Annotated in this window: 15 protein-coding genes and 1 pseudogene; 7 read left to right on the top strand and 9 right to left on the bottom strand. The window is 58.9% G+C overall.

Features of this window, described 5'->3' with window-relative positions:
- Positions 1-88 precede the first annotated feature (88 nt).
- Complete coding sequence (locus tag Q1K29_RS15080) at positions 89-784, bottom strand: endonuclease/exonuclease/phosphatase family protein (RefSeq protein ID WP_300395908.1); 696 nt, start codon at positions 782-784, stop codon at positions 89-91.
- Complete coding sequence (gene cls / locus Q1K29_RS15075; protein ID WP_300395907.1) at positions 784-2,148, bottom strand: cardiolipin synthase; 1,365 nt, start codon at positions 2,146-2,148, stop codon at positions 784-786. The genes Q1K29_RS15080 and cls overlap by 1 nt, the downstream gene beginning before the upstream one ends.
- Before the next feature lie 132 nt (positions 2,149-2,280).
- Between cls and Q1K29_RS15065 the strand changes: the two are divergent.
- The 3 genes and pseudogenes from Q1K29_RS15065 (at position 2,281) to Q1K29_RS15055 (ending at position 10,688) form a co-directional block, all read left to right on the top strand.
- Positions 2,281-2,835, top strand: a pseudogene (locus Q1K29_RS15065) (IS6 family transposase).
- 160 nt (positions 2,836-2,995) lie between these two features.
- Positions 2,996-5,452, top strand: a complete 2,457-nt coding sequence (locus Q1K29_RS15060) for a transglutaminase-like domain-containing protein (protein ID WP_300395904.1) — start codon at positions 2,996-2,998, stop codon at positions 5,450-5,452.
- 10 nt (positions 5,453-5,462) lie between these two features.
- Positions 5,463-10,688: a VWA domain-containing protein gene (locus Q1K29_RS15055; RefSeq protein ID WP_300395903.1), complete on the top strand. Its 5,226-nt coding sequence runs from the start codon at positions 5,463-5,465 to the stop codon at positions 10,686-10,688.
- A 332-nt stretch (positions 10,689-11,020) separates the two neighbouring features.
- Here Q1K29_RS15055 and nqrF read toward each other — a convergent pair whose 3' ends face one another.
- The 6 genes from nqrF to hutI all read right to left on the bottom strand — a co-directional run bounded on the left by nqrF (position 11,021) and on the right by hutI (position 18,871).
- The gene (nqrF, locus tag Q1K29_RS15050) at positions 11,021-12,865 is read right to left on the bottom strand and encodes an NADH:ubiquinone reductase (Na(+)-transporting) subunit F (RefSeq protein ID WP_300395902.1); all 1,845 of its coding nucleotides are present in this window, start codon (positions 12,863-12,865) and stop codon (positions 11,021-11,023) included.
- Positions 12,862-13,578 (bottom strand): hypothetical protein, encoded by a 717-nt coding sequence (locus tag Q1K29_RS15045; RefSeq protein WP_300395901.1) that lies wholly within the window; start codon positions 13,576-13,578, stop codon positions 12,862-12,864. The genes nqrF and Q1K29_RS15045 overlap by 4 nt, the downstream gene beginning before the upstream one ends.
- Positions 13,579-13,648: 70 nt before the next feature.
- Positions 13,649-15,313, bottom strand: a complete 1,665-nt coding sequence (hutU, locus tag Q1K29_RS15040) for a urocanate hydratase (protein ID WP_300395910.1) — start codon at positions 15,311-15,313, stop codon at positions 13,649-13,651.
- An 11-nt stretch (positions 15,314-15,324) separates the two neighbouring features.
- On the bottom strand, positions 15,325-16,128 hold the full coding sequence (gene hutG, locus Q1K29_RS15035; RefSeq protein WP_300395900.1) for an N-formylglutamate deformylase: 804 nt from the start codon (positions 16,126-16,128) through the stop codon (positions 15,325-15,327).
- Positions 16,128-17,663 (bottom strand): histidine ammonia-lyase, encoded by a 1,536-nt coding sequence (hutH, locus tag Q1K29_RS15030; RefSeq protein WP_300395899.1) that lies wholly within the window; start codon positions 17,661-17,663, stop codon positions 16,128-16,130. Before hutH ends, hutG begins: the two co-directional genes overlap by 1 nt.
- Positions 17,660-18,871 (bottom strand): imidazolonepropionase, encoded by a 1,212-nt coding sequence (gene hutI, locus Q1K29_RS15025; RefSeq protein WP_300395898.1) that lies wholly within the window; start codon positions 18,869-18,871, stop codon positions 17,660-17,662. Before hutI ends, hutH begins: the two co-directional genes overlap by 4 nt.
- A 32-nt stretch (positions 18,872-18,903) precedes the next feature.
- On the opposite strand from hutI, the gene Q1K29_RS15020 reads away from it, so the two are divergent.
- Positions 18,904-20,307, top strand: coding sequence for a formimidoylglutamate deiminase (locus Q1K29_RS15020; protein WP_300395897.1), 1,404 nt, complete (start codon positions 18,904-18,906; stop codon positions 20,305-20,307).
- On the top strand, positions 20,304-20,996 hold the full coding sequence (locus Q1K29_RS15015) for a UTRA domain-containing protein (RefSeq protein WP_300395896.1): 693 nt from the start codon (positions 20,304-20,306) through the stop codon (positions 20,994-20,996). The genes Q1K29_RS15020 and Q1K29_RS15015 overlap by 4 nt, the downstream gene beginning before the upstream one ends.
- 85 nt (positions 20,997-21,081) lie before the next feature.
- Here the strand turns inward: Q1K29_RS15015 and Q1K29_RS15010 are convergent, their stop codons facing one another.
- The gene (locus tag Q1K29_RS15010; protein WP_300395895.1) at positions 21,082-21,315 is read right to left on the bottom strand and encodes a hypothetical protein; all 234 of its coding nucleotides are present in this window, start codon (positions 21,313-21,315) and stop codon (positions 21,082-21,084) included.
- A gap of 427 nt (positions 21,316-21,742) precedes the next feature.
- Here Q1K29_RS15010 and Q1K29_RS15005 point away from each other — a divergent pair, with 427 nt between their 5' ends.
- Both Q1K29_RS15005 and Q1K29_RS15000 read left to right on the top strand, forming a co-directional pair.
- Positions 21,743-24,490 (top strand): TonB-dependent receptor, encoded by a 2,748-nt coding sequence (locus tag Q1K29_RS15005; RefSeq protein ID WP_300395894.1) that lies wholly within the window; start codon positions 21,743-21,745, stop codon positions 24,488-24,490.
- Positions 24,491-24,629: 139 nt separating this feature from the next.
- Positions 24,630-25,352, top strand: a complete 723-nt coding sequence (locus tag Q1K29_RS15000; RefSeq protein ID WP_300395893.1) for a cupin domain-containing protein — start codon at positions 24,630-24,632, stop codon at positions 25,350-25,352.
- Positions 25,353-25,398: the final 46 nt, after the last annotated feature.

Raw genomic sequence — 25,398 nt, 5'->3', positions numbered from 1 at the left:
ACACTCGCTTGATTTTGTGCTTGCAGAACCGGGGCCGTCCACACATGACAGCACCTTACAATGCACCTGAAAAAGCAATAAAATCAGCTTATTGGTCGTTTAGCTTGATATCGATCCAGACCAGAAGATGGTCAGAGGCGCGCTCAGCTGAATGTTTCGACAAAACGCCATGGGAGCTAACGGTCACGGTTGCGTTGATTACGAACCGGTCGAGATTAAAACACGGCGCGGATGCGTGAAAGGACGGGCCAGGGGCGATTTCGGTCCAATGCGATCCGGAGGGCAGAAGACTTTTGGTCTTGCGCCATTCGTTCAGATCGCCGCCTAGAACGACCGGACCGCTAAACTGCTGAGCGGCGTCGAGGACGTGGGCCATCTGACGCAGACGGTCCCGTCGCCGCAATCCAAGATGAAGACCGCCCACGGTCAGGCTCATGCCAGGTCTGGTCACTGTCGCCAGCACGGCACCGCGCGGTTCCAGCCCTGGCAGATCAAGCGCTCTCAACGTCTTCAGCTTTAGACCCGGCCCCAGCAAAATCGCATTGCCATGGTGGCCAATCGAGGGGGTGTCGGGATCGGCGTCGATGGCTGTCCAACCTGAAAGCCGCACGAGATCGAGGGGCAGGGCCGGTGGCCGTGGTGGCAGACGTTTGTCGCTTTCCTGCAATAGTACGATATCGGGTTCGAGGCGTTTAAGCACTCGCAGAACGCGCTCGGGTCGGCGACGCCAATCAAGTCCGACGGCCTTGCGAATGTTCCAACTGACGATCCGGACGCCCTGCATCAGAGAAGCGGGCCAAACAGCCGAGCAACCGGGGCCAGTGCTCTGACGTGCCAAGGCCCCGGAAGCGCGACGGGGAGTGATTTCGAAAAATCTTGCTCCAGCATGGTCGCAACATCGGCGGCGAAGGCCTGATCCTCAATCAGTGCGGTCTCCTCGAAGTTCAGCAAGGCCGAGCGGATATCCAGATTAACCGTGCCAACCGATGCAATATCGTCGTCAATCAACATGATCTTGGAATGCATGAAACCGGGTTGGTACACAAAAACTTTGACGCCGGCTGCCGATAGGCTGCGTGCGGCATGGCGGGAGGCATACCACGCAATGATATTGTCGGCGGGTTCTGGAATCAGGATGCGAACGTCAACGCCGCGCATTGAAGCCAGCTGAAGCGCCGTCAAAAGATCAGTATGCGGAACCAGATAGGGCGTCGCGAGCCAAAGCCTGTAACGCGCAAGGTTGACGAGACCACAGAGCAGCAGGCTGCCGCGCTCGAGACGATCGGTGGGGCCGAAGCCTACCATGAGGCCACGCTGACTGCCGCGGGCGTCTGACGGCGTTTTGGTTTGCAGGGATGGTAGCCCTTTTCCTGTTACCGCTTCCCAATCGAACGCGAAGACATCGCGCAGCTGCTTCACCATAGGGCCTTTGATGCTCAGGTTCGTATCGCGCCAGGATTCGAACCTCTTCCCTCCATCGATGTATTCCTGCCCGACATTGATCCCTCCAGTGAAACCGAGCAAGCCGTCGACCACCACCGCCTTGCGATGATTGCGAAAATTCACGCCGATGCGGCCCAGGGCCCGATGTGGACCCGGAATGCCCCGTATTTCGATGCCTTCCGCCTTAAGTGCGCGGACATAGCTGACGTCCAGAAATAACGAGCCGATCTTGTCGCAAAGCACACAGACTTCAACACCGCGCCTTGCTGCCTGGATCAAGCGCTCCTTTAAATCGCGGCCGACAGCATCGGAGCGGATAATGTAAAACTGGACAAGTATTTCATGCTCTGCCGCATCGATGGCGGCGAAGATGGCATCGAATGTCGCTTGTCCGTCGACAAGGAGCGTGACTGTATTGCCATCGGTTGGGGCGTTGGCGGCAAGGCTGGCGAAACTGTCGAGTCGCCCTTGGGCGGGCTTTGCGGGCGCCTGCACGTTATACCCGTCCGTTCGCGAAGTTAGCCGGGAAACACCACCAAACAGCGCGAACGCAGGCAACGCCAGGAGCGGAAAAGAAATCAGGAAAACAACCCAGGCGGCGGCACCTTGTGGCGTCCTCGCCGTTGTGATCGCGGCACGGGCCACAAAAAGGCCGACTACGGTGAGCGCGATCTGCAAACCAATGCCGAGACCAATCATCGTCATGTCCTGTTCATGTGATCAGTGGCCCTCATCGGGGGATACGGACTTCCATTATCGGATGCAAGGTAGACCTCGACGGGGTCGCCAGGAGAGCTTGGCGATCGAGCGGATAAAGTGCCCGGCTATCCTGGCCCAATGTCCCGAAATCCGTGTCGGTATTTCGAGACATCGCCTGAAATCATCCAGCTCGCGGTGATGATGTATGTCCGCTTTCCGTTCTCACTTCGGAATGTCGAAGACCTGCTGCATGAGCGCGGCATCGATATTTGTCATGAAAGCGTCCGGACATGAGTGGACCGTTTCGGGCCGATGTTCGCCGGAAAGATCCGGGTGCGTCTTGCGAACTACATGCGCCAGATCACCCAATGGCAATTGCAATGGCATCTCGATGAGGTGTTTGTGAAGATCAACGGAGAGACCCATTATCTATGGCGTGCGGTTGATCACGAGGGCGAGGTTCTGGAGAGCTACGTCACGAAAACCCGAGACAAATCAGCGGCTTTGAAGTTCTTGCGCAAAGCGGTGAAATGCTGCGGCGTACCGCGGACAGTCATCACCGGCCGGCTAAGATCGTACGGCGCAGCGATGAAGGAGATCGGTAATATCGACCGCCACATCAATCGCCGCCAGACTTTCAAATCACAACGCGAAGCTGCCCTTGTCGAGTGGCGCGGGCTTCTGGCTGGATAGGGTCAGAGCCGCTGGAGCCGGGTTCGCGTTAGACTGTCAGCAGATGAAAGCGTGTCGACTGGCCGTTTCGCGGCCTTGCGTTGACTCTGCAACAGGTCGGCTGCCATCCTGCACATCAGTCTTTGTGGCAAAGAGGACGTATCAGAGCGAGGGAGGGGACGTGTCTCATTCGAAGAAATTCGGGCTTGCTGCGTATGTAACCGGTATGGCGGCGACTTTCCTGGTAGTTGCGGGACCGCTGCATAAGGCAGCGTTTGCTGCTCCGAGTTCTCCCAACGATCTCGATGCGACCTATGACCGGTTCGAATCGCTTGAGCGGGGCTTGGCACAAATTGACCGGCTGGAATCCAGGCTGAACCGCCAGTTCACGGATCCCCTGGTCCGCTCTCGATCACTGGACGGGGATCCGGATGCGATCGTCGCCGATGTGACGGAGTCTATCAGCTATCTGCCCTATGCTGGCAGCCTCAGGGCTGCGGATGGCACGCTGGCTTCTCGCAGTGGTAATGCCATCGACCAGGCTGTGCTGCTCGCGACCATGCTCAACAGGGCCGGGATCGAAGCCCGCATCGTAACCGGCCAGATAAGCGCCGAAGATGCACTTAGGCTTGTGAAATCGATCGAGCGCCCGCTGCCCGATGCACCAGCTTTCTCCACCGATGATATGCAAGCTCTCCGCAAGGGTCTCTCCCGTGAGATTGCTGATCTGGAAGGCCAGTCAGATGCGGAACACGCGGCGCTTCTGAGTGCGTTGGATCGGCAGAAAAATCTCTTGATTGATGGGCTCGGAGACGCTGCGCCGCCCGAGACGTCAGACCTGCCAAACTGGACGCTGGAATCCGCGCGAGACTATTCGTGGGTCCAGTATCGCGACGAACCTGCTGGTGCCTGGACAGATGCACACCCTGCCTATCCGGGCGGACAGGCTCCCCCCTCGCTTATGGACGTGGAAGACGCATATTACCGCGCATTGCCGGATGATGCGGTTCAGCGGGTCACCATCCGAATGGAGATGGAAATCCAGGTAGGCGATGGGGATGTAAAAACTCTCACCCTTGCCGAACTGGAAGAAATTCCCGGATCGGAACTCGCCCGGGATCCGGTGGTCTTCTCCATCATGCCTGACACACTGATGGCAAATCCGCAGGGTGATCTCACCAAGGCGATGGAAGAGGCCCAATTCTTTGCAGCCGGTATCAATGGACAGCGCTCGCATGATCCCTTCTCCTTGAGTGGTGTGGTCGTGCCGCCTGAAGCGTTTGGCGCCGAGTCCTATGGCATGGCTGATCTGTTCGCGACCGTGTCCGACAAAGGCGAACGCGCCATTGCGGCCCTGTCTGGGGATGAAGACAGGGATGTTCTCGCAATCCGGAAGGTGAAGCTGGTCTTCATCAGCCAGGCGCCATCGATGCAGGATCGCCGCGATGTGCGCATTCTTTACGATGCAGTCAGCGAAGACGGCACGGTTCGTCAGCGCGATTCCGGTGACATCGCCGCAGAGCTCACGGGAAGCTATCTGATCGGCGCGCGCACCGGCCGTGTAACCCAGACCGGGCTGGCTGAGAGCATGATCACGCAGACCCGCGATATCGCGCATCTTATCGAGTATGACATCTTTCGTGACATGGTGCGCCCGGACCGGCTGCCACCGACATCGGAGGTCATTGCCGACATTGACCCTTCCGGTCCGCTCGTTCAGCTCGCCTTCGAGGAGACGAGGGCACCGCGGAAAAATGACCTTGGCGCCCTCGAGGGAACGCTGGCCCTGTTTGGACTGACCGCAGAAACCATGGGTATGGAAGTGCGTCCGATTACCATGCCGGAGCGTCCGCTCATCCGGATGGTGGGCACGGAAGCCATGATCAATCCGCCTTCGGCTGATGGCCCCCGCTATGGCATGCGCCGTGTTGTCGATCTCGTTTCGAGCCCGATCCTCGCCATCGGTCCGGATGGCGACGCCATTTACCCTCGGGCGGGTCTTCGCGCTGGCGTGTGGATGAGCCGGCTGGAAGGAGACCTTTCGCCAAAAGGAGACACGGGTGTCTCTCACGACACCGAGCGGCTGTTGGCAGACGCGCAGTCACAGGGCATCGACCTGATCGCCATCACACCTGCAGCCGATGAAGCGTCGGGCGAGACATCGCCGGTCGATGGTCTCGACCTCCCTCGCGATAGTCTGCAGGCCATCAGGCGGGATCTGGAGTCCGGGTTTGCCGTGCTTGCGCCGAAGAGACTGCCAGACGGCGCTCGCTATGGGGCCTGGTGGCGGGTCGATCCCGTAACAGGTGAAACCCTTGCCATGATCGGCTCCGGCCGTGGGGCCGAACTGACCGAATATCTAAATGTCCTCCAGGTGGGGTTGAGCGTCGCGTCCGCAATCAGTCTTGCGGATGGCACGAAAGAATGCATGAGCGACGACTTTAACAAGAAAGGCGGTAGCCTTGCCTGCTGTTTGGCCGCGGGCAGTTTCAGCTTCGGGTCGATCGGTGCTGGCGGCGCGGGTGCCCTTGCGCCAAAGCACCCGGCAGTCTTCTTCGCGATCGCCTTTCTCCAGGTCAACATGTTCCTGATGGAGCAAACGGTTGGCAGCAGCTTCGCGGAAACATGCCAGAGATGAGACAATCGACATGAAACACCTAGCGGCATTGATTATGGCCACGGCCTTTGCCTGCGCGGGCCCAGCCCTGGCGCAGGATTGCAGCGAAGCTGAGGAAGAACCTAACAACACGCCGGACAATGCAAGTCGTTTGGCGCTTGGCGAGTGCGTTACGGGAAGTCTTGAGGGCAGTGATCAGGATGCTTTTGTCCCCGTCCTCGGAAATAGCGCAGCACAACTGGTTCTCACTGGCGAAGGCGCCGGTCTGCTCAAGGCCGACATCTTCAGGTTAGAGCGCAACGAGGATGGCGGCATTACCGCTGCCGACGGAATCGCCGCGGTCGCCACGCCTCTCGGGGGCGGGCAGGTTCAGGTTCCGGTTTCCCTTGTCGAAGATGACTATATCATCGGCCTGTCTCGCGCGGGAGGCAGCGTAGATTACACGCTCAGCCTGAACGAGCCAGCGCTCAACGAAGACGCCACGATCACCCGTCAGGGAACAGGTGATGCCAAGATCGAATGGGAGCTTGGCGCAGAAGCTTCGCAAAAGCTCTGGCGGATCAGCTTTGCAGGCTCCACGAATGACGCACCCGATCTCATCCTTCGAAATGACGAGAGTGGTGAAGTCGTCAGCCGGCGCGCTGATCAATGGGGGAGCGTTGATCTGACATCTTACGGGCTGGATCCCGGAAATTACACCTTCTATGTCGATACAGGCGATGACGCGCCGTGGCACCTCTCGGTCCTTGCGACAGGTGAGCGTCGTCCGGAAGTGGAGCGGGAGCCGAATGATTCCGATTCCACTGCCCAGCCTCTCGAGGGAACGCGGTTCGTACGCGGCCAACTCTCTGATGGCCGTGACGAGGATCTTTATCTGCTCGACCTTGAAGAAGGGGAACGCAAGGGCCTGAAATTGCGTGGGCTGGGCCTCAGCGAAGTAACCCTTTGCGTTCGCACGGAAGGCGGCGAGCCTGAGTGCCGGCAGGCCCGGCGCCGTGTCGGGTTCGAGGCTGTAGAAAGCCCCTCCGGTTCGCCCCTGCTTTTGTCCGTGGCCCATGAGGGGAATGAGCCGCTTGACTATCAATTGAGTATCAGGGACCCACAGGGAGAAGCCTTGAGGGGCTTCGCCGAACCTAATGAAGCGCGAACCGACGCTCCCCTCCTTGCTGAGAATGGCAAAGGCGAAGGACGCCTCGTCGGGCGCGAATATGACTCCTTCATTCTGGAAACGGATAGCCAGGGCGTCTGGCGTATCAACGTGACTGCCTCGGACAATCTTGACTGGCTCACCTATTATGGCGGCCGCTATGGCAAGCTCACATCGGAGAGCCGCGGACGCCAGGCGACACTCGACAGCCTGGTCCTGCCTGCCGGGCGGCACCTGTTCACCATGCGCGGTTCACATAAAGATGGCGAGGGCCGGTATTTCATTGACGCCACACGTTTGGGCGATGTGGCGGATGACCGGGAACTGGAGCCCAATAACAGCCGCCGCACGGCCACCCCGATGTCACCCGGCGACAAACGGGCCGGGACGCTTGCCGCTGGCGACGATTCGGACGGCTTCCTGATTTCGACGGAGACGGCGACACCCATGCGGGTCACGCTTGAAGTTGGCGACGCTGCGGATCTTGAATTTGAAGTCCACCCGGTCACCGGCGGAGACTTCGATGCCCGTGCAAAGGCGGGGGGCACCTATGTTATGGAACGCCGCTTCGAAGCCGGCGAGTCCCTGATCAATCTCAAGCCGTATCACGAGAGCGCCTCCTATCGCTTATCCCTGGAAGCGATCGATCGCGGCGAGTTTGCCTCCCGAATTGATCGCGAACCGAACAATTCTCCCCAGACGGCAGGCGACCTTCCCCTGGATGGCCGGGTAACCGGCGGTTTCGACGATTACGGGGACTGGGCCCGCTATTATGGGCCGTATGACATCTATCGTCTGCCCAATGAATGGGCCGCCCAATCCCTGATCGTGACCGGTGACGCAGGTGGCGCCTCGCTTGATATCGTGAACAGCGCCAATGACACCATCCAGGAGTTATCGGTCTCCGATGACCGGTCGGGCAGTGGTGCCGGTAAGCTCCCGGGTAAGACACCGATCTATCTGCGGGTCGATGACGGCAAGAAACCCTATGAACTGACAATCTGGCCAGCAGGCGAAACGCCACCTGACCTTGGCGATGCGGACCTCTCTGCCAAGCTTACTCTCGATGAAGACGCTCTTCCGCTGGCAGCTCATTGGCCGGCACCACAACCTGTCTCCGGTACACTGAAGGTAACAAATGAAGGTAGTGATACTGCGCAGCTAGAGATAAGATTGCGAACGGGCATTGTCGGCGCGCGTGTGCGTCCGGAGACTGACACGCTCGAAATTCCAGCTGGTGAAGTGGTAGATGTCGCATTCAAAGGTGCTCTTCCGGAAAACCTGCCGGCTCGACGCCCCATCATGATCATTGCGGATGTGAATGGCCCCGGGCGCACGGCGACATCCGTGAAGGTTCCGGTTGAAGCCGGAAAGTCGCCGCAGGCGATCGCGTCCAATCGTGGAATCCCGCAAAGCATGTTCGGAGGCCTCAACCTGGCCGCGGCAAGTGTTGGCGGACAGATGCTGAAGTCAGAAACTGCGGATGAAGATGAACGCGAAGACCTGCACCTCCTGATCGACGGGATGGTTGGCCGGGAAAGCACGTTCGAAGCCTGGGTCGGTGACGGCGGGCGCGAACCGGTTGTGGCGGTAGGCTTCGACACCGCGCCGGTAACGGGCATTGTGCTCTACCCACACCCTGCCCAGGTTCGCCGCTATCCTGCGACAGCGCCATCTCATGCTGTCGTGGAGGCGCGCATCGATGGCGCATGGCAGGAAACCTGGCGAGGTGACCTTGCCACCGGTCTCGATGAAGTCGTGATCCCCTTTAACGAGACGGTTCAGGCCGATGCCGTTCGCATTCGTATGAGAAATTACGGTGCCCAGATCCTGCGTCTCAGCGAAGTAAAGGTGATCGCCAGTCCCCAATATGACCCAACAGGAGGTACGGGCTACGAGATTGCAAGCTTTGCCCGCGGCGGCGAGATGCTCGGCGGTGTGCCGTCCCTTCAGAATGGTACCGCTGTGGTGACACGGACGACTGACAAGGTGGCGCTTTTTCGCGGGTGGAGTAACCCCGCGCCGGAGTTCACCACCGCCTTCCGCTTTCACCGTCGCGCTGAGATCGACCGGCTCCGTTGGACAGCGGTTGAGTCGAACGGAAATTCCCGTCCTGCAGTCGACAGTCTGATGGTCGAAGCAGGATCAGGAAGTCTTTCTGGTCCGTGGAGAGAGATTGGCAGGCTCACGCGTAGTGAACCGGACCTCATACTCGATAATCCGGTCGAAGCCCGCTACCTGCGTTTTGTGGCTGTCAGCCCTGGTGAAGGCGTAGAGTCGGCCCGGACCGTTCGCATCACAAGCGATATCGAAGTTTATGAACGCGTTCCGGGAGATGGCTACACCTCCGTCCTCGGCTTTTACGGCCATGGCAAACAACGCCACGTGCCGAAAGCGTCGCAAGAAAAGGCTCCGGTGCGGGCCGATGGCCAACTCAAGCTTGATCAGGCCGTCTCTGGTGTTGTGGAGCGCGGCGAGACAGTCCCGAAATATGCCATCACAGTGCCCGAGGACGCCAACCGCATCGTCCTCGCCTTTGACCCGGAACATTCGATCCTGCCGCAGGTAAGACTGAACCCCTCTGACAATGACGGCACGCTTCTGTCCGAACCCGGCCCTGAACAGGCTGAAGAGCTACGAGAACGATTCGACATTCCCGAGGGGCATCCGATCCGTATCGCGGAAACTGAAGCAGGTGATCATGACCTTGTCTTCAACGAGCCACGCCGATCCCTTCTCGTTACGTGGGATACCAGCGGTTCCATAGGAAGTTTCCGTCCCGCGATCCTGCGTTCGCTTGACCTGATTGCGACTGAAATTGACCCGGAGATGGACGCTATCGGTCTTCTGCCATTCGGAAGTTCATCGCTGCTCGGAGGGGAGTGGCTGACGGATCGTGAAACAGTGCGAACGCTTTTGAGAAGCGTTTCGAAAAACGACTCAAGTTCGGCGACGAGTAGTTTCGAGACAGGACTAAAGATGCTGGATTCTCGCGCAGGTGCGCGCGCCTTGCTGACGGTCACCGATATGGACGATCCATCGATCGATTACCGCACGAGACGACCATACGATCTTCTCGAGGAAACCGGCGCGCTCATGTTTGCCGGACAGATCAATGGTGGAGGCCTGGCCAGCGGCTGGTCCCTGTTCGGCCAGCGCCGTCGTCTGCGAGGATTTACGCTTGCGTCCGATGGCAGCTTCGCCGAGGTGGTAAACCCGACACAGATTGTGGACCTGTTCGAGACAGCCATGGGGCGGCTTCGAGGCCCGAAGCCTTACGAAGTGACGGCCTACGCCTACAACCAGAAGCCACCACCGCCCGGCAAACTCGTGGTCGCGATCACCTCCGAAGCAGGTGATGAGGACTCCCGCATCACGCTCAATCCTGTCGAGATCGTTCTCGACGCATCGGGAAGCATGCTGCAGCGTCTGCCGGATGGCCGTCGCCGCATCGTGGCGGCCAAGGCCTCGATCAAGGACCTTGTCACTTCTGGCCTGCCTGCAGGAACACCAGCCGCCCTGCGGGTGTTCGGGCACCTCGAGCCCGACAGTTGCGACACGCGCCTGGTCCAGCCACTGACCCCGATCAGTGATGGCAGCTTTGTCGAGAAGCTCGAGCAGATCCAGGCGCGGAACCTGGCCAAGACGCCCATTGCCGAGTCGCTCAGGTTGACGGCGAGAGATCTCGACTCAGCTGAAGGAGATCCTCTTGTCGTTTTGCTCACGGATGGCGACGAGACCTGCGGCGGAGATCCCCGCAAGGTGCTTGCCGAACTGCAGGCCCAGGGGATGGATCTGAAAGTCAGCGTCGTCGGCTTCGCTGTCGGGGCCGAGCTTGATGAAACCTTCAGATCGTGGGCGGAGGCAGGTAACGGCCAATACTACAAGGCAGACGATTCCAGTTCCTTGAGTGATGCGCTGCGAACCGCCGTGCATCCGGAATTCGAGATTCTCGACAGCTCTGGTAATGTCGCGAAAATGGGGGTTCCTGGAGCTGAACCCATCTCCTTGCCCGTCGGCCAGTATAGCCTTGTCTTTCCAGGTGGTCAGACCCGCACAGTGAACATAACTAGCGGTGCGACAACCAGGGTTGAGATCGCCTATGAATAGAGCAACGGCATTGTAAGTGGAAACAGCTGATTGAGCAGTGAGAGTGACTTAGATAGCGCCATCTGCAGCCCCATCTCTCTCGCGCTCCTTCAAACACTGCCAGACTTTCAAATCCAATCGCAGATTTCGAGCGATTTCATGCTGAAAGATTAACCTGCCTGCCGCATGTTGCTCGTGTTAATTCCAGCTTCGCACTTCGGGCAGTTCGCAGAACAACAGAATTGCCCGTCCCATGATTACCATTCTTGGTATGGCTTTGGGTCATGTTCAGTAGGAACCTTGCTGCGCTTAGACTTGGCTGGTTCGACAGACTGACAGCACCGTCAGCTGGGTCAGTTGCCGAAATCGTCGAAGGCGATCTTGGCGTCTGATACGCCCAGCGATTTCAGCAGGGCCAGAACCGCTTCAAGCATGGCGGGCGGGCCGCAGATATAGAAGCGACAGTTTCCGATATCCGGGTGGGACGCGAGATAGTGGTCGCGGACGATCTTGTGAATCAGGCCGCGAGGGCCGGTCCACTCATGGTTCGTTGATGCATCGGAAAGTGCAACTTGCCACGAGAAGTTCGGATGAGCCTGCTCGAGTCGGTCGAAATCGTCTCCATAGACGATGTGATCCTGCGTTCTGACCCCGTACCAGAAAGACATGCGCGAGGTCCGGCCTTTCCGGGTCAGTTCATCGAGAATGATCGAGCGGATGGGGGCAATACCGGCGCCGCCGCCGATGAAGACGAGTTCTTCGTCCTCGTCGTCGACATGGAAGTCACCGAAAGGGCCGCGCAGCTTTACTGTCTCTCCGGCATCCCTTGAGATCAGGAAGGCCGAGCCGACACCCACTGGCGCACCGGATGCGCCAGCTTTCGGCAGGGCCAGGCGGATGTTCAGGATGATGTCCGAACCGAATTCGCCCGGAGCATTGGCGAGGGAATATGTCCTGAAGGCCGTTTCCCCGCTCCCGAATGTCTTCGCCGTGCCGGACGTTTCCCATTGCTCCAGGACAGGAGCGGGGAGTTGCAGATGATCCAGATCCGATGAGAAAGGCGGGATTTCGACCTGGAGATAGCTGCCAGCTCTGAACTCGAGGGGTTCAGGAAGCGATATGCGCAGCTCGTACATGTCAGGCGTAATGAAGGTCGACGATACAATCCTTCCTTCAACGTCCTTGGCATCCATAAGGCCGTGGGGAAGGGTTACGAAGAGCGGAGCGGTTACCCTGTGCTGGCAAGCGAGCCTGTAACCGGCCTTCAGTTCCGAGTCCGGGATTTGCCGGCGGTCGGCGGACAGGATGGGAAGTTCGGGGCCAATGCGCACCCGACAAAGACCACAGGTCCCGCCGCCTCCGCAGGTCGATGGCAGCGGGTAGCCCTGGTCGCCCATTGCCGCAAACAGGGATTGCATCGGTCGGGCTTCGACCGTTCTGAGGGCGCCACCTTCGCTGTCGGCTAGCGACAGGGCGAAGGTCTGCTTTCGGCTGCGCCACTTGCCGATCAGGTTGAAGTCATTGCGTCTGAAGCTATCCCACCAGAGCGCAATGCCGCTGACACCAAGCCAGAGCACGACGAGGGCGGTGAGCACGATCAGCGGATGGTTGAAGCTGGACCGGCTGACATAGTCCATGATGTGGATCATCCAGAAGACGTCGAATGTGCGCCAGTAATTGTTCCGTCTTTCGAGAATTTCGCCGTCGGAGGCTGAAACATAGATGCTTGTGCGTTCAGGGTCTGAGAAGTCGACCCGCCAGGCTGGCGGCGCATGATCGCGGATTTCCAGGGTGGGCTCCGGCAGCAGGCTGGCGCGCGTGATTTCGCCGGGGCCGGAATAATCCTTGAGGGCAATCTCTGAGGCAAGCTGTTCGTCGACGGTTACAGTTTCGCCAGTTACAGCATCGGTGAGCACCGAGCCCTCGGCTGTAACGGTGTCGAAAATCACGCGCCCGTTCAAGCTTCTCAGGCGGATCCGGCGAACTTCATCTGCATTGAGAGTTTCAGGCGCGCCGAGCGTGCCATTTGCCACTTCTCTCAGCGGTTGTTTATTAATGACGTCTGCCCGTCTGTGTTCGCCAACCACTCTGTCATGCGGAAGGATTGCCATTCCAAGACCGCTTAACATCCAGAGGGCGAGCTGAATGCCGAGGATGAGCGCGATCCATTTGTGTGCCTGTCGGACGAATGTCATCATGGCGCGCTCCTCCGGCGGCGTTTGAAGCTGAAGAAGAGCAACCACATCCCCAAAAATGAGAGCATCAGACCCAGTCCTGCGGAAACCCGGAGGAGATTATTGTTCACGTCGGCGCGCTCTTCATAATCCATGATGTGCAGCATCCAGGCGAAATCGAAGATGCGCCAATAGGTGTGCCGCCTCGTGACCAGAGACCCGTCATCGGGCGAGACATAGAAGGCGGTTGATCCGGGATCATCGAAATCAATGCGCCACAAGGGGAGGGGGCGGGACTGGATTTCACTTGGCGCATCTGCCTTGTCGACCAGGAGCGTGGCGGCTGTGATGTCCGCCGTCCGCGTATAGTGATAGCGAGCAACGGCAATCGCATCCTCCTCCGATAGCGGGGAGATTTCCCCGCCGGTCTCAGCATTTACGAGGTGCGAGCCGCCGGGGGATTGCACCCGGTAAACGGGTTGTCCGATCCAGCTCGCCAGGACAATTTCGCTCGCGTCCGGGTAGTCGGCCAGCATATCCGCGAAGGTGACGCCCGGCTCATATTCTCCGGCCACCGTCTCCGTCATGTTCTGGACCAGATGGTCGCCGTGAATGAAATCGAGATTGATGACGACCATATAGACGCCGGTTGCCAGCCAAAGCATCACCTGCGCGCCGATAATCAGCGACAGCCACTTGTGCCATTGGCGCACTCTGAATGCGATCTTCCTGCTCATGAATCACCTGGTAGGTCGGGTTGCCGCTGAGGCGCTGGCACGGGGTTGTGCGGGAGGGATAAGGTGTCGCTCAGCTCGTGGGAATCGCGGGCAGGTTCAGCCCTTTCTCACGGGCGCATTCGAGGGCCTCTTCATAGCCGGCATCGGCATGACGCATGACCCCGGAGGCCGGATCGTTCCAGAGAACACGTTCAATGCGCCGGGCTGCATCCTCGGTACCGTCCGCGACGATGACCATGCCGGCATGCTGGGAGTATCCCATGCCGACTCCACCGCCATGATGAAGGCTAACCCACGTCGCTCCAGAGGCTGTGTTAAGCAGCGCGTTGAGAAGCGGCCAGTCGGAGACCGCGCTCGATCCATCCTTCATGGCTTCCGTCTCACGGTTGGGGCTGGCGACAGACCCGCTGTCGAGATGGTCGCGTCCGATCACGACAGGAGCGCTCAGCTCGCCATTGGCAACCATCTCGTTGAAGGCGAGCCCGAGGCGGTGGCGGTCTCCGAGGCCGACCCAGCAGATGCGGGCAGGAAGCCCCTGGAAGGAGATTCGCTCGCGTGCCATGTCGAGCCATCTGTGGAGAAGCTCATCATCGGGCAGCAGCTCCTTTACCTTCTGATCGGTCTTGTAGATGTCCTCAGGATCGCCGGAGAGCGCAACCCAGCGGAAAGGACCGACACCCTTGCAGAACAGTGGACGGATATAGGCGGGCACGAAGCCGGGGAAGTCAAAGGCGTTCTCAAGGCCTTCGTCGAACGCAACCTGCCGGATATTATTGCCGTAATCGAGGGTCGGGATTCCCGAATGCCAGAAGTCGAGCATGGCCTCGACCTGCACCTTCATGGATTTGCAGGCTGCCGCTTCCACGGCCTTGGGGTCTGAAGCCCGCTTTTCCTTCCACTCGGCAATCGTCCAGCCGGCAGGGAGGTAGCCATTAATCGGATCGTGTGCAGAGGTCTGGTCAGTGACCAGATCAGGCCGGATCCCCCGGCGGACCAGTTCCGGAAAGACCTCGGCAGCGTTGCCACAGAGGCCGACCGACTTGGCCTCGCCCGCTTTCGTCCAGCGTTCGATTAGCGCGAGTGCTTCATCCACGCTGTCGGTTTTTTCGTCGAGATACCTGGTGCGAAGCCGGAAATCGATGCGTTCGGGGTCACATTCCACTGCGAGGCAACATGCCCCTGCCATGACGGCGGCGAGAGGCTGAGCCCCTCCCATGCCGCCCAGACCGCCCGTCAGGATCCAGCGGCCCTTGAGGTCGCCATCATAGTGCTGGCGCCCGGCCTCGACGAATGTCTCGAATGTGCCCTGAACGATACCCTGCGTGCCGATATAGATCCAGGAGCCGGCCGTCATCTGGCCGTACATCATGAGCCCCTTCTTATCGAGCTCATTGAAATGGTCCCAGGTCGCCCAGTGCGGCACGATATTGGAGTTGGCAATCAGGACGCGGGGCGCGTCCCGGTGCGTGCGGAAAACGCCGACAGGTTTGCCGGACTGGACAAGCAGGGTCTCGTCTTCTGTGAGGGTTTTCAGTGAAGCGAGGATCTGGTCGAAGTCGCTCCAGGTCCGTGCGGCGCGGCCAATGCCACCATAGACGACCAGCTCATCCGGATTTTCAGCGACTTCCCTGTCGAGGTTGTTCTGGATCATCCGGAAGGGAGCCTCGGTGGTCCACGATAGACAATTGAGGTCAGAACCCGTTGGGCTTTTGATATCGCGTTTGTTCTTGAGCATCGTATCCAATCTCAGGTCTCCGTCATGAGGCGTGATTTTGCCGTATCGTTGACGGCAGTCAGGATGTCTTTGAGCAGGCTCCGGAGTTCCCCGGCGCGATTGACATCGTAATCAAAGGGCGGCGTTTCAGACGCGAGATAGCCGCGCTGGGCGAGTTCCATCTGGATGGCATGAACGCCAGTTTCGGGCCGGCCATAATGGCGGGTCGTCCACCCACCTTTAAAACGGCCATTGACGACATGAGAGTAGCGGGGTGTCTTTGCGCAAACCGCTGCCGCGGCAGCCGTAATCTCGGGTGCGCAGGTCGTGCCCCGATTGTCACCGATATTCAGGTCCGGCAGCCGGTTGTCGAACAGGTGCGGGATTTCAGACCGGATCGAATGGCAGTCATACAGTACCGCTACGCCGTGTATCTGCTTCACCCGGTCTATCTCGCTTTCCAGAGCGTGATGGTAGACTTGGTGAAAGCTTTCCAGCCGCTCCGCGATGTCGGATTCCGTTGGTTCTACGTGCCAGATAGGCTCTCCATCGAATGTGCTGGTTGGCACAAGTCCGGTCGTGTTTTGTCCGGGATACAGGCTTGTGCCGTCAGGCGCACGGTTCGCGTCAATGACATATCGGCTGAAATTTGCCCGTACGATCGTAGCGTCAGCGAGCAGCCCGTCATAAAGCTGCGGCACGTGCCAGTCCGTGTCGAGCAACTGGCGGCCCCTGTCGTTCAGCCGCTCAAGCATGGGAGCGGGGATGTACGTTCCGGAGTGGGGTTGGCCCAGAATAATCGGGCTTGAGCCCCTGATGACGGTCACTGGCTCCATTACGTCAGCCCGATCGGAGACACATCGCCGTCGAACTCGGTGAGCACTCCCGTTTCATGGACGAGGCTGGCCATGGTTTCGATATCCATGCTGACCATGCGGTCCTCATCAATGGCGGGGCTATGATCACGAATGGACCGGATGATGGCCGTGAGGTTGTCGCTGGTCTTTAGAGGCGCGCGCAATTCGATGCCCTGGGCGCCAGACATGGCCTCGATACCCAGTATGCCGGCAAGGTTCCGGTTCATCTCCAGCAGTCGACGAGCAGCATGGCACGCCATGGAGACATGGTCTTCCTGATTGGCCGAGGTAGGCGTCGAATCGACTGATCGCGGATTTGCCAGCGACTTGTTTTCGCTCATCAGGGCCGCCGACGTGACCTCGGCAATCATCAGCCCCGATCTTAGGCCGGGCTCTGGGGCCAGAAAAGCCGGCAGGCCAAAGCTGAGTGCCGGGTCCACCAGCATCGCGATGCGCCGCTGGGCAATACTTCCTATCTCGGAGATTGCCAGAGCTGTCTGATCGGCCGCGAGAGCCACCGGCTCGGCATGGAAGTTACCGCCGGACACGATCTCGCCATTCGAGAGGACAAGCGGATTGTCGGTGGCCGCATTGGCTTCAATCTGCAGCGTTGCTGCGACCTGTCGAAGCTGGTCCAGGCAGGCGCCCACAACCTGGGGCGCGCATCTCAGGCAGTAGGGGTCCTGGACGCGCTCGTCACCGGTAAGGTGGCTTTCCCGAATTTCCGAGCCTGCAAGAAGGTCCCGCAGCCGGCGGGCGCTGTCGATCTGGCCGCGATGGCCTCGCAACTGGTGAATCTCGTCACTGAAAGGCGCGCTTGAACCCATGGCCGCATCGATTGAGAGGGCAGCAGTGGTCAGCGAGGTGAGGGCCAGGCGCCAGGCGCTGAACAGGCCTGCCAGCGCGAGAGCCGTGGAGACCTGCGTCCCGTTGAGCAGGGCCAGGCCTTCCTTCGCCTGAAGCTCGATGGGATCAATACCTTCTGCCTGGAGCGCCTTCGCTGAGGACATCCGCTCGCCACCATAAAAGGCCTCGCCTTCGCCGATCAGGGTGGCGGCCATATGGGCAAGTGGTGCAAGATCTCCAGACGCGCCGACCGACCCCTGGGAGGGGATGACAGGCACAATGTCGGCCGCCGCAATCGCCTGGATTTTTTTGACGAGTTCCGGGCGTACGCCAGAGGCGCCTCGTCCCAGTGAAATGCATTTCAAGGCCATTATCAACCGAACGACCGGAGGCGACAGCGGGGCGCCAAAACCGGCCGAGTGCGACCGGACAAGATTCCTCTGAAGAATAGCAAGCTTGTCACCGTCGATGCGTACGGAGGCGAGTTTCCCGAAACCGGTGTTCACGCCATAGATCGTGTCGCCATCAGCAATTCTCTGCGAAAGCGATGCGGCCGATGCCGCAATCCTTTCATAAGCATGCTGATTTAGGGCGAAGTCCCTGCCATCCGCATAGATCAATGCCAAATCGTCGAGCGTTACCCTGCCTGGTTCGAGAATAACCGTCATTTGAGTGCCCCGGTGGCCAGACGTTGGTAAAGGGGTGTGCCACCCATCCAGTATGAGAGTTCGGCTGGATGCCCGACATCCCACACGGCAAGTTCTGCCCGGGCGCCAGCGACGATCTCACCGTACTGGCCGGAGAGCCCCAAAGCCTTGGCGGCGCAGCGGGTCGTACCGGACAGCGCTTCTTCCGGAGTAAGGCCAAACTCGATGCAGGACATCGTCATCGCGGTGAGGATTGACGAAAGTGGAGAGCTTCCCGGGTTGCAGTCGGTTGCGATGGCGATATCCACGCCATGCTGGCGCAGGGCTTCCATGGGCGGCAGCTTTGTTTCCTTCAACATGTAGAAGGCACCGGGCAACAGCACGGCAACCGTGCCGGCAGCTGCAAATTCGGGAACGTCTTCTTCGGCCAGGAATTCGAGATGGTCAGCGGACAGGGCTGAATACCGGGCCGCCAGAAGGCTGCCCTTCAGATCCGACAATTGCTCGGCATGAAGCTTGACCGGCAGGCTCAGGGACTGTGCGGCCTTGAACACGCGTTCGATCTGGGCGGGAGAAAAGCCGATGCTTTCGCAGAAGCCATCGACAGCGTCCACAAGTCCTTCTTCCGCAGCGCGGGAAAGGCCGGGAATAACAATCTCGTCGATATACGCGTCGGCGCGGTCTGCAAAATCAGGAGGCAGGGAATGCGCGGCCAGCCAGGTCGTCACAACCTTGACGGGGCGAAGCGTATCCAGATGGCGCGCGACACGGAGCATTCTCAGTTCGTCTTCAATTGTCAGTCCGTAGCCGGATTTAATCTCGACGACTGCCACACCGTCGCGGATCAGCGCGTCGAGGCGGGGAAGAGATTCTTCGACGAGCTGTTCAAAACTTGCTGAGCGCGTTGCGGTAACAGTACTGCTTATTCCGCCGCCGCTGCGCGCGATCTCCTCATAGCTTGCGCCTTTCAGCCGCTGTTCGAATTCGCGCGCCCGGTTGCCGGAAAAAACAAGATGAGTGTGACAATCGATCAGGGCGGGTGTTACGAGTCGGCCATCCAGCCGCTCTTCCGGCCAGTCTTTATACTCTGGAGGCCTGTCAGCTGAAGCGCCGACCCAGTCTATCCGTCCGTCTTTGGCAACGATCGTTGCGTCGGGTATCAGGCCATAATTCGCCTCACCATGTTGCATGGTGGCCACGGCACAGTTGGTGTAAATCGTCTGGGTCATGAAACTTGTATAAATGCCAACAACATTCTTATATGTACGCACATAATAAGAGGTGTGCAACACAGATGTCAGTCAAAATTTCTGCCAGGCAGGTCCTCACAGCAGCAGGCTGGCGGCACAATGCCAAAGTCACAATAGATGACTCCGGAACCATATCAGAAATTTCGGATGATGACGCTCAATCTGACCAGAGTGTGGGGGTGTTGCTGCCTGCGATGTCAAATGTGCACAGTCACAGCTTTCAAAGAGCGATGGCTGGTCTTGCGGAACGCCGCGGGCCTAACGCAATTGATGATTTCTGGACGTGGCGGAAAGTCATGTATCGTTTCCTGGATGTCCTCTCGCCTGATGATATTGAAGTGATTGCAGCCCAGGTCCAGATGGAAATGCTGGAAGCTGGTTATGCTGCTCAGGCCGAGTTTCACTATCTGCACCATGGGCCCGGCGGCGTATCCTATGACCAGATCGACGAGACGTCTCTCAGGCATTTCGAGGCAGCCCAGCTCACGGGTATCGGGTATACGCATCTTCCCGTCCTTTACATGAGGGGTGGAATGGACGGGCGCGCGCTCGAAGGCGGCCAGTTGCGCTTCGGGTGCGGTCTCGATTCGTATGAAGCATTACATTCCAGCCTTGGTGCTCGTCTCGAGCGCCTTCCTTCCGATTTCAGGCTCGGTGTTGCCCCGCACTCCTTGAGAGCGGTGCCGATCGAGGGGATGCATGTGGCCGTCAGGCTGGGTGAAGGTGGGCCCATCCACATCCATGCGGCGGAACAGGTCAAAGAAGTGCAGGAGGTCAAGAATGCGCTGGGCAGCCGGCCGGTCGCCTGGCTTCTCGAGAACATGGACGTAGATGAGCGCTGGTGCTTCATCCACGCCACACAGATGCAGCCGGAGGAAACCCTTGATCTGGCGCGGTCCGGTGCGGTCGCGGGTCTCTGCCCGATTACCGAGGCCAATCTCGGCGATGGAATATTTGATGGCGAGAGATATCTGGGGGCAGGTGGGCGATTTGGTATAGGATCTGATTCCAATGTCCGGATAGGATTGGCAGAGGAATTGCGGATGCTGGAAGTTTCGCAGAGGCTGCATGGCAAGCGGCGGGTCGTTTTGACGGACGAGGAAACTCCGTCAAACGGCCGCAAACTTTATGAAGGTGCAGCCCGCGGCTCCACTCAAGCGCTCGGGCGCAATGCTGGAGAGATTAAAGTCGGCGCGCTTGCTGACCTGGTTGCGCTCGACGACGACGCAATTGCGATTGCCGGGTTGTCGGAGGATGCAGTGCTCGACGCATGGATCTTTGCGGGCGGAGACGATATCGTCAGTGACGTCTGGTCTGCGGGTCGTCACATGGTCAGCGGCGGCAGGCATGTTCATCGCGACAGGATAGTACCGGCATTTTCAGAAACGATCGTGCGGCTTAGGGGAGCGGTATGAGTTCAGTTACCCATCAGACGATACGACAATCCATTCTCGAGCGAATTCAAAAGGGGGAATGGGCGCTTGGCGAACTGATACCCGGCGAGGCCGTTCTGGCCGATGAATATGGGTGCGCGCGTACAACAATCAATCGCGCCCTGCAGGGGTTGGCGAGTGAGGGCCTCATTGTCAGAAAGCGCAAGGGTGGCACCCGTGTCTCTGAAATGCCGGTTCGTCAGGCGAAATTCGATATCCCTATCGTTCGCGAGCAGGTCGAAGCGTTCGGGGCGCAGTACAGGCACCAGGTGCTTCGGAAGGCGGAAAAAGTTCCTCCGCTGGGTATTCGGACACGGCTCGGCCTGGAAAAGGGTGCCAAGGCGCTGCAGCTTGATACGATCCATCTGGCTGACGGTCGCCCGTTCGCGTTCGAGGCGCGTTGGGTAAATCTTCAAGTCGTGCCTGAAATGCGAAATGCGCCCCTTGATGAGATCAGTGCCAATGAGTGGCTTGTCCAGACGGTCCCGTTTTCGAGCGGTGACGTTGTGTTCACCGCTGTCAGCGCCAGCAAGGAAGTTGCAAGCGCGCTTGAGGCAAAAGAGGGGGCGGCAATCTTCGTGATTGACCGGACGACCTCTCTGGCAGGCGACTTCGTCACGACCATGAAGTTGTTCTATCGCGAGGGCTACCAGCTCTACTCGCAGCTCTAGTCATGTGATCAGGACCTGAGCCGGTGCTCATCTGTAGGATAGGGTGGCTTTGTTGAATCTGGCGCGGATTCTTCGGCGGCCGCTCCTAAGCCGGCTTGATGGAATGAGGATTCGCCGCAGTGTCGCATTCAGCCATCCCCTTTCCGACTTCAGCATCGTTATCCTGATCAAAGCGCGCTGGGCTGGCGCGTCGTAAGGCCATGACCGTATGGGCCTTTTCCTGGCCGCGGATGGCAATATTCTCGACATCGTCGCTTGTTGTGGTGATGGCTTGTGCATAGCAGATCAGAAAATGATCAGATTTTTTATGTGCATGCATAATACGAAGATTTTAATCAAAACGGTTGACGGTCTTTTTTTTGCCAATAACAATACAGACAGGTTGGTCGGATGAGAAAAGCCGACTTTGGCTGCGAGTGGCGCGGGCCGGCATCGTTCTGGATTACTCCCTGGGCGGATGAAATGGCGCATGCGGCGAGCGGATTGAAACAAGGGGTACCAAGTAGAGTACGGGGCTTTCATCCAAGAACGGCGACGCCGCATAGTGATGAGCAGAGCAGACAAAACATCCATGAGCCGCCTAAAATTTAGGCAAAAAACCGATCAACAGTCGGTTTTGTGTGCGGAGCTGTATACCTCTGCTGCGTGGCGCGAAAAAGGACGCTCTAAAGCACTGACTTTATTCTAACTTTCGCTCAATCCCAATTTTCCGGGAAGTGATGGGCGCAACCAGAGGAGTGGTTCAAATGAGTACACATATTGCGAGGAATAGGGGTGGGCTGACGTCCAGGTTGCTGGTGTCGACGGCCATCTCGCTGGGCGCGTCCCTGGCTCTGGCCGGCGGCGCATGGGCGCAGGATGAGGCGGTCACGCTTGATGGCGAGGCGGAGCAGGTGGATGAAGAAGTTTCCACTCAGGAAAAGGTTGTGGTGACCGGCAGCCGCATTCAGCGGACGGATCTCGCAAGTGTCGGCCCTCTTTCTGTCATTGATGACCAGGAAATATACGCGACCGGCATCACAAACGTCGAAGAGCTGCTGCAGACGCAATCGTTTTCTGCTGGTTTTGCGGGTAATTCCAACGCCGCGTACTGGGTTTCTGGTGGCTGGGGCACAGCGCAAGTCAATCTGCGCGGACTTGGCCCGAACCGCACGCTGGTCCTGCTGAATGGCCGGCGGGTGGTTGCTGGCGGTTCCGGGGCGAACAGCTCGGTCGACCTCAACATGATCCCTGTCTCTCTGCTTGAGCGGGTCGAGGTGCTTAAAGACGGGGCGTCTGCCGTATACGGCGCGGACGCTGTCTCGGGCGTGGTCAACCTCATTACCCTTGATGAGTTCGATGGGTTCAAGCTGGATACGAAGTACGGCATTTCCGGCGAAGGCGACGCGGAAGAGTATCTTGTCGATCTGACCTGGGGTGCCGTGGGCGACCGGGGCAGCATGATGTTCAATGCCAGCTACCAGAACAATCTTGAGGCGCCGCTGGACGTCCGGGCGCCTTGCGCGCTCGCCGATACGGATGGCGACGGTGATCTCGAGTGCACCGCCGGTAGTTCGAGCACGGCGGGCGGCCGGGCTGTGTTCCCGAATGGCGACCAGATCAATTTCATTGGCGGTGACGCATACGAACCCTTCAATATTGCCGATCACGGCTTCAATTCGAATCCGTTCTTCAATGCGTCCAATCCTGTTGAGCGGGTCAGCTTTGCGGCCCTTGGGAACTACGAGTTGAGCGACTCGGTCCGGTTCTTCAGTGAGGCGTTGTTCAACTGGCGGACGTCTAACCAGCCGGGCTCTCCGGCCACCCTGAGCAATATTGAGTTTGACGCTTCCCACCCGACAAATCCAACCGGCCAGGACATCGTTCTCCTGCGTCGTCGCACGGCTGAGTTCGGGGCGCGTGAATTCGAGCAGGATGTCTCTACCTGGCGCCTGGTTGCGGGTATCGAGGGCGATCTGTGGGACAGCTGGAATTATGATCTCTCCCTGAACTGGGGCCGGAACACCGCTGTCGATGCGCTCAAGAACAACATCAATACCCGGCGTCTGGGCGAAGCACTCGACCCATCAATTTGTGGAACAGACGGCATTCCGTGTGCGGACATACTTGGTGAGGGAGACCTGACGGCTGAAGTTGGTGACTACATCCTCACCAATCAGCGAGACACAGGCGGAAACGAGCAGATCAGCTTTACGGGCAATATTGCCGGTTCGTTGTTCGAATTGCCGGCCGGCCCGCTCGGCTTTGCGGCCGGGTTTGAGTATCGGGAAGACGAAGGCTGGCTGGAGCCGGATTCTCTCCTTGTAGCGGGTGATGCGCTCGGCAATGCGCAGGATCCTGTCAGAGGATCGATCGAAGCCCAGGAAGTGTATGCTGAGGTTAATGTCCCGCTCCTGCGGGAAGTGCCCCTCGCTCAGGTGCTCGATCTCGATCTGGCTCTGAGATATTCGGACTATGATCTGTTCGGGTCGGATACGAACTACAAGGTTGGCCTGAACTGGCAGGTCTATTCTGACCTCAAGCTCCGCGGCACCTACTCGACCGCTTTCCGGGTCCCCAGTGTCACGGAACTGTTCTCAGGGGTGAGCGAAGGCCAGATTCCAACCACTGACCCGTGCTCCAACTGGTCGTCTCTGGATCCCTCAAGCGTGGTCTATCAGAACTGTCAGGCTGCCGGTGTTCCGGTGGACTATGTCCAGTTCAATTCGGCCATTCTTACTGATCAGGGCGGTAACCCCAACCTGGAGCCGGAAAACGCAACGACTTTCACAATTGGCGCCGTGTATCAGCCAAGCTATGTGCCGGGGCTCTCGTTCACGGTCGACTACTTCGATATCGATATCGAGGATGCCATCCGGCAGACCTCCGGCTCCACCAAGCTGGCGTCCTGCTACACATCTGTTGGACTGTCGCACCCATTCTGTGGACCGTCTCACCATACCCGCAACCCGCTGACGGGTGACATCGACTTCCTGTCCGCTCAAAGCGCGAATACGGGCGACGAGATCATGCAGGGTGTCGATATTGCGGCCAATTACGACTTTGCGGCGGGTGGTATCGATCATTCCATCAAGCTCCAGGCCACCAATTTGATCAAGTATGAGGTCACCGCCTTCGATGGGGATACACCTTTCGTCTACGACGGTGGCGTGGGTTGCTGCGACGGCGGCTATCCTGAATGGCGAGGCAATGCGTTCTGGTCGGCGAGCACTGACCGCTGGACAGGCGTCTATAACGCTCAGCTCATTGGTGCCGCGACCGACTATTTCGGCACCCCGGGTGAGGTGGGCACCGATATCGACGCAGTCGTCTACCACAACATCCAGGGAAGCTATCAGTTTACTGATCAGTTGAAGTTGAGCGTTGGTGTCGACAACGTTCTCGATGAGGAAGCCCCTTATGTGAGCTCCTGGTCGGACGGCAACACTGACACCATGACCTATTCGCTTCTGGGCCGGTATTTCTACGCCCGCGCGACCTGGGTGCTGGGCTGATCCAGGAACAATGGCCATCGCGGGAACGACAATGGTCAATCCCGCGGTGGCCGCTCTTTCTTCAACCGGAAGCCATCGAACACCAGAGCTCAGTCTGCTGAGCGCATCAAATCCACACCAGACGACCCAGGAGGTCACCATGAATACGAAGATAATCGCTCCCGCGCTTTTTGCCTTTGCGCTCGCGGCCTGTTCCGCCCCTGCAGGGCAGGCGCAGTCCAGCGATGACGACCACGGACACTCTCACGCGCCGGACGGCTCGCACACCACACACGATGATGTGAAACCAGCCGAGGTCGTCGAGGCAACACCGACGTCGCCTGAATACATCCAGCTCGCCAACAATGTGGAGATCATCGAGAATGTCCAGGAAGCGATGGATGGAGACAGCGCCACGTTCACCCATGAGGGCTATTTCGGTCCGCTCCTGTTCGGGGAAGACCTGCGCAGCTACACGCTGAGGCTCGAGCCTGGCATGTTCCTGTCGGAGCACCCCCACCCCACTGAAAGCATCATCTACACGATGAGTGGCCGCTGGGTCCTCTGCAGCGAAGGCAAGCGGCAGGTCATGGAGGCCGGTTCCATTTTCCACTTCGGTTCCAACATGCCGACTGGCTGGGAAGCCCCCTTCGCCGAAGGAGCCGACATCCTGATCTTCAAGAAGAAGCGGGAAGGCGACAATTACGATTCCTTCGTCAAGGGCATTGGCGAAATGGCGGAGACGCTGGATGACCAGATGGAAGAGGGCGAGCCCTTCTACTATTACCAGCTCAGCTCTGATCACCCGGCCATCGAGTTCGCGAAGTCCAAGAATCCGAACTTCGACGAGGTCCTGGAAGCGTCCAAACCAGCGGAGGAATAAGTCCGGGACGCGCCCCGCGGGGCGCGTCCAATCCGCACCAGAATGA

The organism is Henriciella sp. (genome assembly GCF_029937755.1).
In the GTDB taxonomy this organism is placed as follows: domain Bacteria; phylum Pseudomonadota; class Alphaproteobacteria; order Caulobacterales; family Hyphomonadaceae; genus Henriciella.
The sequence above is the reverse complement of the archived record's forward strand: the minus strand, read 5'-3'. Positions and strand labels throughout refer to the sequence as shown.

Excerpts from the sequence above, each read along its gene's own strand:
- hutU (WP_300395910.1), bottom strand. The coding sequence starts at position 15,313 with ATGCTCAAGAACAAACGCGATATCAAAAGCCCAACGGGTTCTGACCTC.
- Q1K29_RS15015 (WP_300395896.1), top strand. The coding sequence starts at position 20,304 with ATGAGTTCAGTTACCCATCAGACGATACGACAATCCATTCTCGAGCGA.
- Q1K29_RS15055 (WP_300395903.1), top strand. The coding sequence starts at position 5,463 with ATGAAACACCTAGCGGCATTGATTATGGCCACGGCCTTTGCCTGCGCG.
- Q1K29_RS15045 (WP_300395901.1), bottom strand. The coding sequence starts at position 13,578 with ATGAGCAGGAAGATCGCATTCAGAGTGCGCCAATGGCACAAGTGGCTG.
- Q1K29_RS15080 (WP_300395908.1), bottom strand. The coding sequence starts at position 784 with ATGCAGGGCGTCCGGATCGTCAGTTGGAACATTCGCAAGGCCGTCGGA.
- hutG (WP_300395900.1), bottom strand. The coding sequence starts at position 16,128 with ATGGAGCCAGTGACCGTCATCAGGGGCTCAAGCCCGATTATTCTGGGC.
- Q1K29_RS15005 (WP_300395894.1), top strand. The coding sequence starts at position 21,743 with ATGAGTACACATATTGCGAGGAATAGGGGTGGGCTGACGTCCAGGTTG.
- Q1K29_RS15020 (WP_300395897.1), top strand. The coding sequence starts at position 18,904 with ATGTACGCACATAATAAGAGGTGTGCAACACAGATGTCAGTCAAAATT.
- hutI (WP_300395898.1), bottom strand. The coding sequence starts at position 18,871 with ATGACCCAGACGATTTACACCAACTGTGCCGTGGCCACCATGCAACAT.
- cls (WP_300395907.1), bottom strand. The coding sequence starts at position 2,148 with ATGACGATGATTGGTCTCGGCATTGGTTTGCAGATCGCGCTCACCGTA.
- Q1K29_RS15010 (WP_300395895.1), bottom strand. The coding sequence starts at position 21,315 with ATGCATGCACATAAAAAATCTGATCATTTTCTGATCTGCTATGCACAA.
- hutH (WP_300395899.1), bottom strand. The coding sequence starts at position 17,663 with ATGACGGTTATTCTCGAACCAGGCAGGGTAACGCTCGACGATTTGGCA.
- nqrF (WP_300395902.1), bottom strand. The coding sequence starts at position 12,865 with ATGATGACATTCGTCCGACAGGCACACAAATGGATCGCGCTCATCCTC.
- Q1K29_RS15000 (WP_300395893.1), top strand. The coding sequence starts at position 24,630 with ATGAATACGAAGATAATCGCTCCCGCGCTTTTTGCCTTTGCGCTCGCG.